This is a genomic window from Adhaeribacter terrigena (genome assembly GCF_016623615.1).
Classification (GTDB): Bacteria; Bacteroidota; Bacteroidia; order Cytophagales; family Hymenobacteraceae; genus Adhaeribacter_A; species Adhaeribacter_A terrigena.
Map to the genome: position 1 here is coordinate 1 of NZ_JAEHFX010000002.1, position 14,807 is coordinate 14,807.

The following is a 14,807-nucleotide window of genomic DNA, read 5'->3' on the forward strand; positions in this document are numbered from 1 at the left end:
GTGGGAGAGTAGGTAGCCGCCAACCCCATTTATCCAAAAACCCCAACTTAGAAATAGGTTGGGGTTTTTGCGTTTGGAGCTTGGTGGAATGGGAAGGATGATCCATAGTGAAAGAAATTTAGAAGCCTATGGGCTGAGTTTTGAGAGTGTAATAGATACCATTTAGGAACCGGCGGTAATTTGAACTTGAAGTATATTTTTAAAAATTGTTAAAGATCGTTACGGTAAATAGAAGTAATTATGGAAGTGTTTTCCAAACCGGTTTAGCTTTTTTTAGTCTTTTACATTCCGTTTAACTATATAGAAATTTTTTTCCTGAATAATTTTAACTGCTAAATACCAGAATATTAGATTCGGAGTTTATTATTTAACTTCCTTTGCCTAATTTCACCCAAAGTTTTCCGGAATGGTATTACAAACACCTTATTTTCTTTTTGGCCTCTTTGCAATTGCTATTCCGGTTATTATTCATTTGGTGCAATTGCGAAAACCGCAGCGCGTTCTTTTTACCAACGTGGCGTTTATCCGCCAGGTGGAGAAAATTACCTCCAATCAGCGCCGGTTAAAACATTGGCTCATCTTAATAAGCCGTATTCTTTTCCTCATTTTTTTAGTTCTTGTTTTTTGCCAGCCTTTTATTCCGGCTGCCGATAACAATTTTAGTAAATCTCAGAAGATCAAAGCCTATATTGATAACTCAGGGAGTATGCAAAATGTAGCGGAAACCGGCGGAGTTAGTCTTCTGGAAAAAGCTATTGATGAGATGACCCGGATCAGTAAAAATTTTCCGGAACAGGCAGGTATTCATTTGCTTGACAATGCTTTTAAAACGGGTAGTGGACAAAATCTGAATAAAAGGAATTTAAATCCTGCGCTGCATGATATTTCGTTTTCTCCTGCTAACCGGCAAACAGGGGTGATTTTATCGCGCCTGAGCCCGGATGCTACCCGAGATCAGGAACAGATTTTCTGGTTCTCAGATTTTCAGAAATCTTCATTTGATCCGGGTTTTTTAAGTAAAAACGATAGCGTTTCTGAAATTAACTTAGTAAAGTTAACTCCGGAGGCTGTTAATAATGTATTTATCGACAGTGTGGCCCTGGAAGATGAGTTGGTGCGAATAAATGAGAATAACCGGTTGTTGGTTAAAGTTTTTAACCTAGGAGCTGTAAAGAAAAGCAATATCAGTATAAAACTATTTATTGGCAACCGGCAGGCTGCAACTACTGCGGTTACGATTGAAGCAAATGGTTCTGCCAACGCGCAACTTGATTTCAGATTAACGGATTCTAAACTCCAACAAGGCCGGATCGAGGTAGAAGATCAACCGGTAACGTTCGATAATGTTTACTACTTCACCTTACAGCCAGCTACTGCAATCAGGATTCTGGATATCAGTAATGCGGCGCTGGCTAATACCAGCCGGCTTTTTTCAAACGAACCAATTTTTCAATATCAGCTTCAGAATGCAGGATCAGTAAACAGCCGTAGCATTATGCAGGCAGATGTAGTGCTGCTGAATGAAGTAGCCAGTTTGGATGCTGCGCTGCAGGATAATCTGAAAAAGTATGTTAAGGATGGGGGGAACCTAATTCTGATCCCAAATCAGAAAACTTCGGTCGCAGTTTATTCTAAGATGTTTAATGATCTTGGGCTACCTGTAAAAGTTTCTTCTGATACCGCTGTTTCGCAGTTGGCTTTGCCTGATATTAAGAATCCGTTTTTTCGGAATATTTTTTCTTCGCTGGACAAGCGCTTGCAAATGCCAAGAACGCCCAAAGTTTTAACCTGGCCACGGGCTGATGCCGATCTGCTAGTATTTAAAAACGGCAGCAATTTTCTGTCTCAGTTTAATTCGGGGAAAGGGAAAATATACGTTTTTGCCGCGCCATTTTCTGCCGAAAACAATGAATTTAGCCGCAATGCCTTATTTGTGCCGGTTATGTATAAACTGGCACTATCGAGTCATGCTGCTGCGCAACAATTAGCTTATAACTTCAGCCAGCGTACATTTTCGTTGCCGGTGCCGGCAGTAGATGTGCGAAAGAATGTGTTTAGCCTTGATAAGGACAGCCTGAAATTTATTCCGGAACAACAATTGCGCAACGGGAAAATGTATTTTACAGTGCCTTCCGAAATGGTTGAAGCCGGTTTTTATGCCCTGAAGCATAGCGATTCTACCCTTGCTACGCTGGCTTTTAATTATCCGAAAAGCGAATCTTACCTCGATACCTATTCCGCCGAAGAATTACGGCAATTGATGCCGAATAAAAATGTAAAGATCTTTGAAGCCGGTGCTAACGCCAGTTTCAGCGAGCAATTTATCCGCGATACGCAAGGCACATCGCTCTGGCAATATTGTTTGCTGTTGAGCTTAATTTTCCTTTTAGTTGAAATTCTATTAATCAGGTTCCTATAAAATGGATGTTCTTTTTAAAAACGTAAAGTTCTTCGCCCCCAATTCCCCTTTTCATTTACAATCGCAATCACTGCATATTCAAAATGGTAAGATCGTAACAATTGGGAAAGGAACTTCTCCGGCGGAAACGGAAGTGGATGCGGAGGGACTTTGGGTTTCGGCGGGTTGGTTTGATATGCACGCGGAAATTACAGACCCGGGTTTTGAGCACAAAGAAGATAGCGTTTCAGTGGCCAATGCTGCGGCAGCGGGCGGGTTTACCGAAATGCTTTGCTTTGCCAATACAGAACCCTTGCTGCAAACTAAAAATGCGCTGCAATCATTAACCCAACAAACCAAAAACCTGCCGGTAACTTTCCATGCGGTAGGCGGTGCGACGATGAATGGCGAAGGCAAAGACCTGACGGAAATCCTGGATATGCAGGCGCACGGAGCTATTGCTTTTTCGGATGGAAATATTGGGATCCAGCAGGCGGAGGTGGTTTTGAAAGCGCTGCAATATCTTCAGATCTCGGACGGTTTGCTGATTAACCGGGCGGAACACCTGAAACTGAACGACCGCGGGCAAATGCACGAAGGTTTGGTAAGTACCAGGCTTGGTTTGAAGGGGATGCCGGCTTTGGCCGAAGAACTGCACCTGACCCGCGACCTGGAATTACTGGCTTTTAACGGCGGCAAGCTCCACGTACCTTTTATTTCATCGGCAAAATCGGTAGAAAAGATCCGTGAAGCCAAAGCGAAAGGCATGCAGGTTACCTGTGGCGTAGCTACGTATCAGCTGGCTTTTACTGACGAACAAATTATTCCCTTCGATACGAATTACAAGGTGAATCCGCCGTTGCGTAGCGCTGCCGACAGAAAAGCGTTGATCGAAGGTTTGCTGGACGGAACGATCGATGTGCTGGTTTCAGGGCATAAACCGGAAGATGTGGAGAATAAGAAACTGGAATTCGACCATGCTGCTTTTGGGATGATCAATCTGGAAACGGCTTTTTCGGTAGCCCGCACTTTTGCCAGAGAATTGCCGCTGGAAGTTATTTTAGAGAAAATAATAACCAACCCGCGAAAGATCCTGAACCTGCCGCAACCGGAAATAAAGGAAAATTCCGACGCAAATCTGACCTTTTTTAAGCCGGATGGCACTTGGGTTTATGCTGAAAACAAGGTGCGCTCAAAGTCGAAGAACAGTCCGTTTATTGGCATGGAACTTACCGGAAAAGTCTTCGGAACGGTGCATAAAGGCCAATTTACCCGAAACGAAGCCTGATATGGTTGGATTTTCCCGAAACTGTTTTATCTTGCTTATCCATTAGTATATAATTTTCGCGATGCTCGACCAGGCAATTATCCGTACTGGAATTAAATTTGGTGTTTCCTGCGCACTGGCCGGCTTTTTAGTAGTTTTAGTGCTTTATTTTGCCGGGCTTAACCCATATGGCCAACTCATTATGTGGGGCTGGATCTTTATTCCGGTTGCTGTTTTCTGGGGGCTGAGCTATTTTAAAAAATTCAACGATCAGCAATTAAGCTTTATGAAAGCGCTGAAAGTGGGTTTTTCTATTGCCTTTTATTCTGCGCTCTGTTCCGCCATGCTGCTTTATGTGTTTTCGATCGTTGCCGGTTTCGAACCCATTCAGCGTCACATTACCGAGATGAAAGCGCTGATGGATGCCTCCCGCGAAGCAGCCCTGCAATCGAAAGTGATGACGAAAGAAGCTTTCGACCAAACGTATGCGCAACTCGATAAAACCACGCCCTATATGCTGGCTTTTGACGATTTCATCAAGAAATTTTTCGTCGGCTTTTTATCGGCAGTAGTAGGGGCGGTATTTTTCCGGAAATAAAACAGAATCTAAAACCATAAAACTATGAACGAAACAATGAATGAGACACTGAACGAGCAAAAGACGGTTACCATTTCAGCCACTGCGGTGCGCTATGGCTTAATTGTAGGCCTTATCTGCGTAATTTACAGCCTTATTCTTTCGCTGGCTGATCTTAGCATGAACCGTTGGCTCAGCTCCATTTCTTACCTGTTTATAATTGCGGGAATGGTTATGGCGTTCAAATATTTTAAAGCGCACAACGGTGGCTTTATGAGTTATGGCCAGGGCCTGGGAATTGGGACATTAATGTCGTTGATCGCGGGTTTTATTACCAGCGTTTTCATGTTCATTTATGTGAAGTTTATTGATACCACCATCATGGATAAAGCGATGGATATGCAACGGATAGAGATGGAGAACCGGGGGATGAGCGACGCCGAAATTGATCAGGCAATGGAAATGGCCGGTAAATTTGCTGGTCCGGAAATGGTTTTGATCGGCGGTACTTTTGGCTTTTTGTTCATCGGTTTTATAATTGCCTTAATTGTTTCTGCCATCATGAAGCATACGCGCCCCGAATTTGAATAATAATTAATGAATCAGCCTCAATTTGATATCTCGGTAGTGATTCCGCTTTTAAACGAAGCGGAATCACTACCGGAACTTACCGCCTGGATCACCCGCGTGATGCAGGCAAACAATTTTACTTACGAAGTGCTCCTGATTGATGATGGCAGCACCGATAATTCCTGGAAAATCATTCAGGAACTGAGCGCAAACAATGACGCGATAAAAGGGCTGCGTTTCAACCGGAATTATGGTAAATCGGCGGCGCTGAACGTGGGTTTTAAAGAAACCAAAGGCGAAGTAGTAATTACCATGGACGCTGACCTTCAGGACAGTCCAGACGAGATTCCGGAGCTTTACCGCCTTATAAAAGAAGAACAATACGACCTGGTTTCGGGCTGGAAAAAGAAACGTTTCGATCCGCTGAGCAAAACCATTCCTACCAAATTATTTAACGGCGCTACCCGCAAACTTTCCGGCATTAAACTGCACGATTTTAACTGCGGCCTGAAAGCTTATGACCAGCGCGTGGTAAAAAGCATAGATGTGTACGGCGAAATGCACCGCTACATTCCAGTAATTGCCAAATGGAACGGTTTCGGGAAGATCGGTGAGAAAGTGGTACAGCACCAGGAACGCAAATACGGCACCACCAAATTCGGACTGGAACGTTTTGTTTATGGCTTTCTTGATCTGATGTCCATTACGTTCGTATCGCGGTTCAAGAAACGGCCGATGCACTTTTTTGGCACCATGGGCACCATTTCGTTTTTTATTGGTATGCTCATAACGCTAGGCTTAATTGCCGAAAAAGTGGTGCGGGCCTTTAATAACGAAAGTGGTCGCGACGTAGTAGACCAACCGTTATTTTTCCTGGCTTTGGTGGCGGTAATTATTGGCGTGCAGTTGTTTCTGGCAGGTTTTTTAGCAGAAATGATCTCCCTTTCCGGTTCCCGCAAAAACGAATACCTGATCCGCGACCGGATTGGTTTAAAGTAAAAAACGCTAGGGAAAATGAGCAAAAAAGTCGTGATCATCGGACCGGCCTATCCGTTGCGTGGCGGTCTGGCCACCTTTAACGAACGCCTGGCGCGCGCTTTTAACGAGGCCGGCGACGACGCTGAAATTGTAACGTTCAGCTTGCAGTATCCCGATTTTTTATTTCCCGGCCAGACCCAGTTCTCTACCGATCCTGCGCCAAAGGACCTGAAAATCAAAGCGCTTATCAATTCGGTAAACCCGCTGAGCTGGCTCAAAACCGGTTTATATTTAAAAAAGCAGAAACCTGATATCGTGATCTTCCGGTTCTGGCTGCCTTTTATGGGCCCGGCCTTGGGAACCATTGCCCACATCATTTCCGGAAACAAACACACCAGAATTCTGGCCATAACCGACAACGTAATACCGCACGAAAAGCGCCCAGGCGATTGGGTTTTTACGAAGTATTTTCTGAGCGCTTGTCACGGCTTTATTACCATGAGCCGCTCAGTGCTGGAAGATCTGAAAAAGTTCGTACCCGAAAAACCGGCCGTTTATCATCCGCATCCGCTTTATGACAATTTCGGCGAAAGTCAGCCCAAAACGGTAGCCAAAACGGCCTTAAAACTCGACCCCGAAACCAATTACCTGTTATTTTTCGGGTTCATTCGCGCTTACAAAGGCCTGGATCTATTGCTCGAAGCGTTTGCCGATGAGCGGTTAGCGAAATTGAAAAACGTAAAGCTGATCATTGCCGGCGAATACTACGAAGATGCGGAACCGTACGAAAAACTGATTCAAAAGTACAACCTCGAAAACCGCCTTGTTCGGGCCACCGATTTTATTCCGAACAGCCAGGTAGCCACCTATTTCAGTGCCGCCGACTTAATTGTGCAGCCCTACAAAAATGCCACCCAAAGCGGCGTTTCCCAGATTGCCTACCACTTCGATAAACCCATGCTGGTTACGGATGTAGGCGGTTTAGCGGAATTAATTCCGGATGGAAAAGTTGGTTACGTAACGCAACCCAACACAAAAGCCATTGCCGATGCGATCTATGATTTCTACACTTCCGGTAAAGAAGCCTATTTTATTGAGCAGGTGAAGTTTTATAAGCAGCAGTTTTCCTGGAAGGCGATGTTGGGTGCGATTGAAGAAGTGGCGGGGAAGGTGAATTAAATCGTAACGTTTAGGCTTTGTGGTGGGCGGGCTGCGGAGTACAAAACTGGCTATGTCTTATGAACTTGATTTAAAGTAAAAAGCTAGTAGGCTGGAAGTGCTTCCGCCTAATATAAAGCCCGTGTTAGCGATTCGGTGTTTTATTTTTATTCTTCTTACTCTTCCTCTAAGCTTCTGCCATACCAATGGCTTTTCTCAAATGTCAAAGAGGCAAATTGTTTTAAGGCTGAACGCAATGGCTCAATTATTTCACCTTCATTTCCATTTATAGCCAATAAAACCTTAGGCTCTGAGATTTTGTCAAAAAGATCGTCTGTCTTAGAAATTGCCAAACTATAATTATTTGGATTTTTAGAAATATCAAAAAAATATGCAGGTACTTCAAGCCACCAGGTTATTCTTTTTGTTTCGTAATTTTGAAGTTTAGTTGTCACATAAATTAATTCGTCAATTGGGTCGTTAAGAACATTTGAGGCGTGGAAGTCAATTTTAAAGTCATTATGACTAAAAACCACAGGAAGCCATCCATATTCAGGTTTTTCGAATTTTATTGAAATCCTGTTGTTCATATTTTTTTGTCCAATTTGCAATTTTGACGATTTATTTGTTTTAATTTTCAATGACCGCCAACGTCCAGTGCATGAGGCGTGCAAGGCCGTCGGCCGAAGCATGGCTTATGCACTAGACGTTGGCGGTTCGGCGTTTTTTACTTTAATTTTTCTTATAATCAGGTATAAACTCTCGTGTATAACAAGTCTTATCTGTTTTAAATAAGCCTTTCTCAAATGCTTCCTTATGTAATTCTGGTAACTTCTTAAACCTTTTCATTCGGATTCTATCTACCTTCTTGAGTGTTATAAAATCATAGGTACCTCTTAACATCATTACAACCTCAACTTCATCACATTTATCATCAAGCCTTATAGATGCCCAATCTATTCCAACAGTACGAAACATAAGTTTTTTCACAGAAACAGGAAGCTCAATTTGGAAGAAACCATTTAAATCTGTTTTACCAACTTCAACTGTGTCGTTAATCACAATTGAAACATAGGGCAAGGTTTCCAAATGATTATCAACCACCCTTCCTTTAACTGTTTTGTCTTGAGAATACAGTCTACATATTGAAAGACTGAATACAATAAAAAGAATTAACAACTTCCTCATTCTGATATTATTCTCTTTCAGTTTGTATATCCTCTAAATCTTTGATTCTGCGCTGAGCGCTAACGGCTGGTGTATAATGTGAGTGAGGCAGAGCCGAAACTTAAATTATACACTTTGTTGGACAATGGTTTTCTTCATTATTGTTTCTTGGAAAGCTTTACTTGTATTCCATTTTGGGCTGGTTTCAGCATAAAATTGATGTAAATTCTATCTGATACTATGGTATCATTAAATTGTCTGTAAAACTTAACGCTATATAAAATACTATCAGCATCAGTTTTATATCCTAAAGGGAAAGCTACAGGATAATATAGTTGAGTAGGGTTTTGTCCAAGATAAATTGTCTTATAAAAATCGCTTTGGAAAACATTAATAAATGAATTCCAAGGTTCTTTTCCTTTTTCATAAACTTCCATTCCAATGTCGACACAAGAAGAGTCTTTTAAAGTTCTTACTGTGATTGGATAAGGAGATAAATTGGCTGCTTTAAATGAAATTAAATAATTGCTTTTTTCATTTGAGGGCATTGTTAGTTTCTGATTTTTGAATTCGGTAACTGAAATGTCTGTAATATTTATACCTTCAAATTCAGCATCCTCCTTTTTTTCTATAGGGTTGCTTAATTTAGACTTATTGCAGCTTAACAAACTTGCTAAAGCAAGGTGTATAAAAATTAGAATCGCAAATTTCATATTCATAAGGATTCTGATTGATTCTTATACTTTTTCAAACTTATAAATTTAACTATTGCCCAACTAGTATATAAACCGAATATTCGGCTTATCTCCACTATACTTGGAATAAACTTTACACCAACGGCTGCAAAATTCGATCCTCCGTAGCTAACGTTTTCTGCACAAATTCAAACACCTTCTCCGCCGGCAATTCCTCCATGCACGAAACGCCGAATTTACAGGTACCACGATAAAAGCATGCGCATTGCTTTTCCGGCTGCACAATAAAGCCGCGGCCGTAGAGGTCAAATTCGTAGGGGTTGAAGATGTTGTTCATGAGCACGATCTTTTTCTGCAGCGCAATGGCAATGTGCATGGCCATGGTAACCTGCGTCACGATCAGATTCATCTGGTACATCAGGTTGATGAACTTGGGCAGCTCAAAATAACCCAGGTACAAGGCATTGGTCACTTCGGCCAGGCGGTTGTTGCGTTCGTGTTCGGCTTCGCCACCTAAAAGCACCGGCTGGTAACCCGCATCTTCCAGCAATTCAATTAAGGTTATCCATTTTTCGTCGCTCCACAAACGGGTGGTCCAGCGGTCGCCGCAACCGGTGTTTAAACCAACCAGCGGTTTGCTGCGGTCCAGATTCCAGTTATAGCCTTTGTCTTCGTGATTGTCGAAAATGTATTCCTCGTGGTTAAATTCCCAGCCGCAGAGTTCAAAAATTTCCTGCACGTAAGGTTTTGTATTTTGCTGGCTCAGATCATCGAAAACGCCGGTTAGATATTTGTGATTGGCCAGGGCGTTGGAAGGAAAAGCGACGCCGTTTTTCAGCGTATAACCGAATTTATGGGTGGCTTTCAGCGAATCGTGCAGGGCACAGGCTTCCTTGTCTTTGTCTAAATTGAAAAGCACATCGAAATGCAGTTGCTGCAAATAAAGCACGCTGGCCAAATCAAATTTCAGAATTTCATCGATCGCATTTTTGGGCAAAATGGCCGGCGTAAGCGTAAGCCAGGTGATTTTCGCGTTCGGGTATTCGGCCCGGATCTTATGCAAAAGGGGCGTAGTTCTTATCACATCGCCGATGGCGCCGAGCTTGATAATAAGAATGCGTTTTTCAATAGGGCTATACGCCGGACAGGTGCAATGATAACCATGTTGTTTGTGCGGTAAACAAGGAAGATCGCCTTTAAAATAGATACAATCGGTATTCAGCGTTACGCCTTTTACTACATCAGCCATCAGGAAATTTGTTTTAAAAAATGGTATGGTTTGCGGCCGGAAAACTCAGAGGCCTTTTTATTTGAAAGAAAACGAAAATTAGGAAGAATTGCCGAAAGCGAAAAATAAGCGCCAGTCAGGATGAAAGAATTCTGCGTGAAAGGTGAGTTTTAGAAGCAAAAAAGATAGCGTTTTGAAATGCTAAACCCAAACCTGTGAGCTTTCTGAAACCTCACAGGTATAACGTACGCTTCACCCGATTTCAACTTCCGGCAAAACGCTATGCTTTTGACCGCAAAAACTGCCGAAAAACCGAAAAAGGATGGAATTCCGCGCCGCGTGTAGTACCTTTGCAGTGCCATGAAAAACAACACTTTACCGCGCAACTCCAAACCCGTAGCCATCTGGCTGTTGGTGGGCGTGGGCATGATCATCGTTCAGATTATTCTGGGTGGCATCACCCGCCTTACCGGTTCCGGACTTTCTATTACCGAATGGAAGCCTATTATGGGAGCGCTTCCGCCCATGGGCGAACAAGCCTGGCAGATCGCTTTTGAAAAGTACCAGGAAATTGCCCAGTTCAAAAAGCTAAATTCACATTTTACCGTTTCCGATTTCAAGTTCATTTATTTCTGGGAGTGGTTCCACCGGCTGTGGGGACGTTTGCTGGGCGTAGTGTTCTTCATTCCGTTCCTGGTTTTCTGGAAACAGGGCCGCTTTAAAAAAGACATGGTTGTTCCGCTCATCGTTTTGTTCGTGCTGGGTGGCCTGCAGGGGCTCATCGGCTGGATCATGGTAATGAGTGGTCTGAACGACGAAAGCCTGTACGTGAGTCATTTCCGCTTAGCCATTCACTTTATGGCGGCCATGGTGCTGCTGGTTTACAACTTCTGGTTTGCCCTGAAATTACTGGTGCCGGAAAAAGCCCTGGTGGTAGATGCTTCGCTGAAGAAATTTGCCTGGGTAATTATTGCCTTGCTTACGGTGCAACTGGTCTACGGGGCATTTATGGCCGGTTTAAAAGCCGGAGCCTTTGCCCCAACCTGGCCAAGCATAAACGGACAAATGCTCCCGGAAAACATGACCACCTTAGGCGAACGCCAGTGGTCCTTCTTTTCAGCCTTGGGAAATCACCCGATCGCCATCCATTTTGTGCACCGGAATATGGCATATCTGCTTACCGTACTCATGATCGTCTGGACCATGAAAGCGGTGCAAAATACGGGTAGCACTTTATTCAACAGAATCAAATTTCTGCCTTTGGCCTTGGTGCTGGTGCAGGTTTTCCTGGGCATTTTTTCGGTGCTCACAAGCCCGAAAGCTGTAAAGCAAGCCTGGGGAGTTTTTGAGTGGAACGCGCAATTGCACCAGATCGTAGCCATGCTGCTTTTGCTTTCTTTAGTAGCAGTGGTTTATGTATTGCGCAGTAAGAGAACGGTAGCTGTTTCAGCAGAAAAACCCGAAGAAATAGTTGTGCAATATCAACACCAATAGCGTAGAATTTAAGATTACACGCTACTAACATACTTTTTTATCTTAAAACCCAATCGTTTTCAACCGCAAGTTCAGGCCTTAATTGCTTTGTGATTTGTGAAAGCATTCAGATGAAAATAAAACTGATCGCCATTGGCAAAACCGACGAGAAATTTTTGGAAGAAGGCATCGAAAAATACCTGAAACGCCTCAAGCATTACCACACGTTCGAGTTCAGCATTATTCCCGATATTAAGCAGGGTGGGAAATTTACGGCCGAAAATCTGAAAGATGCGGAAGGAAAACTCATTCTGCAGAAAATTCAGGAAGGTGATTTTGTAATTCTGCTCGACGAAAAAGGCAAAGAATTTACTTCCGGAGAGTTTGCCAATTTCCTACAGAAAAAACTGAATGCCGTTACTACCAACTTGGTTTTTGTAATTGGCGGCGCTTTCGGTTTTTCGCCGGCGGTTTACGAACGGGCCAACGATAAAATGGCGCTTTCTAAAATGACCTTCTCGCATCAGATGGTCCGCCTGTTTTTCATCGAACAGCTTTACCGCGGTTTCACCATTTTGCGCGGCGAAAAATACCACCACGATTAAAACTGATTATTGATTTAGAAAAAAACCAAAAGGCCGGAGATTTCTTTCCGGCCTTTTGGTTTTACTACTTTTTGTTCTTAAAACGGTAGCGTTTTAAGAACAAAAAGTCAATTCATACCCTTGGGTTTAGCGCCAGGAAATATTGCCACGGCCTCCGCTGATGCGATAACCCTGCTGATCGCGGGGCCAGATAGCCGCTTCATTGGTTAGTACAAGGGCTTGGGCAGCATCTGCAGGAACAACGGCAATTGCGGTGTAATACGAGATCTCGAAAGATTTGAAACTCCACACGGCAATGTATTTTCCATCCGGCGACCAGGTTGAAAAGCTTTCCTCGTTGTCGTTATCCGAAGCGGTGAGCTGTTTCAGATTGGTGCCGTCGGTGTTTATCGTCCAGAGGTGTTTGTTCAGAATAAAAGCTATCCGTTTGCCATCCGGGCTTACCGAAGGCAGCAGCGGGCTCGGATTGGAAAGGGTAGGATTGATGTTGGTTAGGGTTGCGGTTGTGCCGGTTATCGTGGCAATGTGCAGGCCGGCTTTGGCCGATGGATTGCTTGGCGCCGCGCCATTCGATGAAAAATCGCCGGCTACCACCAGGCGGCCATCCGGCAGCCAAACCGCGTTATACATATCAGGTATTCCGGCTACATAATTTCCCTGCAGATCGATGATCACGGTGCCTTTTTTTACCGGATAATCGGATGGATCATAATATTTAAGGTGCGAAAAAGCGATTTTGGTACCATCCGGCGAAAGCTGCGGGGAATAAACGGCCGAAGTTTCTTTAGAATTGTAAATTACGGTGCGCTGCACGCCGTTGGCATTGGTCATTTCCAGCCGCTCGAAAACGCCGCCAATGTGGAGCGTATTGCCATTGGGCATGCGGTATGGCATCTGTCCTTCAAATAATTCGGGATCGACTTTAGTGGCAAAATTATATTCCCGGATGGAAGAAGACCAGTCATGAATCAGTTTGCCACTCCAGGTACTGGCAGGGGCGGGTTCAGGCTCAACAGCGGTGTCATCGTCGTTGCTGCAGCCTGAAAAGAGCAGGGCGCTGCCGGCCACCAGGAAAGGTAAAAACAAGCGGGTTCTTAATTTCAGTTTCATAAGGCAGAGTTAACTTAAAGCGTCAGATCTTCGGATTTTTGTAAAACAATCTAAATTTTTTTGTAATGGCCTTACACGCAGGCTTGTAATTGCAAAAACAAGCGTGCATTTTATCTGTTGTTTTTTGCATCAAAAATTAATGGTTTTATTCAACATTACATTTCTGAATCTTCAGGGAAATATAATAAAGTTGGTGAATGAAAATTGCAAATTTATAAATTACTGGTTATTAGATGATTAAAAATGTAGCATGAGCCGGATTTTGAGTTAAAATTTATTCGTTACACAAATTGTTACCTATTTTTACCGTAGCATTTAAACCCATAAGTCTATGTATAAAAGAATTTTACCCGCTGCCTTCTCCTTTATGCTCTTGTCCGGAATGGCAATTGCGCAGGATATCAATTTCGAAAAAGTGAATTTCGATTACGTGCGTTTGCCTATGCAGCCACTGCCGAAAGATCTGAAAACCTATTCAGGCAATGTGGTGCTGGTTTATAAAGACGAAGTAGAAGCAAACAAAGCGGCTCGTCAGCAAGAAGTTGCCGACCTGAAAGCTAAAGCTGCCGCAGACCAGGCGGAATACAAAAAGAAATCGTTGGGCGAAAAAGCGTTCAATAAAATTGTGCTGGAAGAAGGCAAACCGAAAGGCCCTTACATTGGCAGCGATCCTTATATGCCTAAAATACACGATGCCGGCGTACTGGCTAATTCCTACATTCAGGTTCCGGGCTACACTCGGCAAGATGCGAACGCCGATGTGCAGGTTTCAGTTTTGCTGAACGGTTTTTCTATGGTAGATATGTCGGAAAAAACCAAACAATCTTCCCTTAAAATTAATGGCGTAGAAACTTCGGTAACCAAGCATTACTACGAAGTTTCTTATAAACACCCCATCACGTTGCGCGTGCAAGACAAAACCGGCCGTATTCTGCAGGAGTCGCCGATCGAATCTTTAAACGAATCGATCACGGCCAATACCGGCGAATTTAAATCGAAAGATGCCCTGGAAAAATACTGGAGCGAAAATCAGAATTCATTCCTGCGCAGCCTCGACGAATCGATCATTACCCGCAACATGAACCTTGTAAAAGAGGAGCTGGCCAGCCGCTATGGTTTCGTTAAAATGCCAAGAGCCACCGCCGTAATCAACATTAAAGATAAAAAAGTTTCTTACGACGATTTTAACCAGGCTTTTGAAAAAGCAACTACGGCTTACAGCAAACTGGCCCTGCAGGAAAAACAAGCCGAAGCAACTGCTGAACTGGAAAAGGCGGTAGAACTGTGGAACAATGCGCTGAAAGAATCTGATCTGAAAAACAAGAAAGCCCGGGTAGATGCCAAAGTTACCGCCGCCACGCACTTGAACTGCGCCGAAGCCTATATGTGGCTGAACAATTACGAAGAAGCTGAAAAGCACATTAATAAGATAAAGGTGCTGGATATCAGTAAATATGAATCGCTGGCCAAAGAACTGAATACAGTAATTGTAGAGCAGAAAAACCGTTACAACAACAATAAGATGTAAGCAATTCCATACCTGCAATAAAAAAGGGAAAGACTAAAGTCTTTCCCTTTTTT

General features: G+C 43.4%; 14 protein-coding genes. 9 read left to right on the forward strand and 5 right to left on the reverse strand.

Features of this window, described 5'->3' with window-relative positions:
• Nucleotides 1-406: 406 nt before the first annotated feature.
• The 6 genes from I5M27_RS04065 to I5M27_RS04090 all read left to right on the forward strand — a co-directional run bounded on the left by I5M27_RS04065 (nucleotide 407) and on the right by I5M27_RS04090 (nucleotide 6,969).
• Nucleotides 407-2,419 (forward strand): BatA domain-containing protein, encoded by a 2,013-nt coding sequence (locus tag I5M27_RS04065; protein WP_234462393.1) that lies wholly within the window; start codon nucleotides 407-409, stop codon nucleotides 2,417-2,419.
• Between the two features lies 1 nt (nucleotide 2,420).
• Complete coding sequence (locus I5M27_RS04070; protein ID WP_200504855.1) at nucleotides 2,421-3,686, forward strand: dihydroorotase; 1,266 nt, start codon at nucleotides 2,421-2,423, stop codon at nucleotides 3,684-3,686.
• A gap of 61 nt (nucleotides 3,687-3,747) precedes the next feature.
• Nucleotides 3,748-4,263, forward strand: coding sequence for a DUF4199 domain-containing protein (locus I5M27_RS04075; protein ID WP_200504856.1), 516 nt, complete (start codon nucleotides 3,748-3,750; stop codon nucleotides 4,261-4,263).
• 24 nt (nucleotides 4,264-4,287) lie between these two features.
• The gene (locus I5M27_RS04080; protein ID WP_234462394.1) at nucleotides 4,288-4,833 is read left to right on the forward strand and encodes a DUF4199 domain-containing protein; all 546 of its coding nucleotides are present in this window, start codon (nucleotides 4,288-4,290) and stop codon (nucleotides 4,831-4,833) included.
• Nucleotides 4,834-4,839: 6 nt separating this feature from the next.
• A complete protein-coding gene (locus I5M27_RS04085) occupies nucleotides 4,840-5,811 on the forward strand; it encodes a glycosyltransferase (protein WP_200504857.1) in 972 nt (323 codons plus the stop codon).
• A gap of 15 nt (nucleotides 5,812-5,826) precedes the next feature.
• Entirely contained in the window at nucleotides 5,827-6,969 is a 1,143-nt protein-coding gene (locus tag I5M27_RS04090) for a glycosyltransferase (protein WP_200504859.1), read from the forward strand.
• A 155-nt stretch (nucleotides 6,970-7,124) separates the two neighbouring features.
• Here the strand turns inward: I5M27_RS04090 and I5M27_RS04095 are convergent, their stop codons facing one another.
• The 4 genes from I5M27_RS04095 to I5M27_RS04110 form a co-directional block, all read right to left on the reverse strand.
• On the reverse strand, nucleotides 7,125-7,538 hold the full coding sequence (locus I5M27_RS04095; RefSeq protein WP_200504864.1) for a hypothetical protein: 414 nt from the start codon (nucleotides 7,536-7,538) through the stop codon (nucleotides 7,125-7,127).
• Nucleotides 7,539-7,680: 142 nt separating this feature from the next.
• On the reverse strand, nucleotides 7,681-8,052 hold the full coding sequence (locus I5M27_RS04100) for a hypothetical protein (RefSeq protein WP_200504866.1): 372 nt from the start codon (nucleotides 8,050-8,052) through the stop codon (nucleotides 7,681-7,683).
• A 221-nt stretch (nucleotides 8,053-8,273) separates the two neighbouring features.
• Nucleotides 8,274-8,828, reverse strand: a complete 555-nt coding sequence (locus I5M27_RS04105) for a hypothetical protein (RefSeq protein ID WP_200504868.1) — start codon at nucleotides 8,826-8,828, stop codon at nucleotides 8,274-8,276.
• Between the two features lie 115 nt (nucleotides 8,829-8,943).
• Nucleotides 8,944-10,059: a glycosyltransferase family 9 protein gene (locus tag I5M27_RS04110; RefSeq protein ID WP_200504870.1), complete on the reverse strand. Its 1,116-nt coding sequence runs from the start codon at nucleotides 10,057-10,059 to the stop codon at nucleotides 8,944-8,946.
• Nucleotides 10,060-10,398: 339 nt separating this feature from the next.
• On the opposite strand from I5M27_RS04110, the gene I5M27_RS04115 reads away from it, so the two are divergent.
• Together I5M27_RS04115 and rlmH are read left to right on the forward strand one after the other, a co-directional pair.
• Nucleotides 10,399-11,532 (forward strand): COX15/CtaA family protein, encoded by a 1,134-nt coding sequence (locus I5M27_RS04115; protein ID WP_200504871.1) that lies wholly within the window; start codon nucleotides 10,399-10,401, stop codon nucleotides 11,530-11,532.
• Nucleotides 11,533-11,642: 110 nt separating this feature from the next.
• On the forward strand, nucleotides 11,643-12,116 hold the full coding sequence (gene rlmH / locus I5M27_RS04120) for a 23S rRNA (pseudouridine(1915)-N(3))-methyltransferase RlmH (protein ID WP_200504872.1): 474 nt from the start codon (nucleotides 11,643-11,645) through the stop codon (nucleotides 12,114-12,116).
• Between the two features lie 126 nt (nucleotides 12,117-12,242).
• Here the strand turns inward: rlmH and I5M27_RS04125 are convergent, their stop codons facing one another.
• Entirely contained in the window at nucleotides 12,243-13,226 is a 984-nt protein-coding gene (locus I5M27_RS04125; RefSeq protein ID WP_200504873.1) for a TolB family protein, read from the reverse strand.
• 331 nt (nucleotides 13,227-13,557) lie between these two features.
• Between I5M27_RS04125 and I5M27_RS04130 the strand changes: the two genes are divergently transcribed.
• Nucleotides 13,558-14,754, forward strand: a complete 1,197-nt coding sequence (locus I5M27_RS04130; RefSeq protein WP_200504874.1) for a hypothetical protein — start codon at nucleotides 13,558-13,560, stop codon at nucleotides 14,752-14,754.
• The last annotated feature ends 53 nt before the right edge of the window (nucleotides 14,755-14,807 follow it).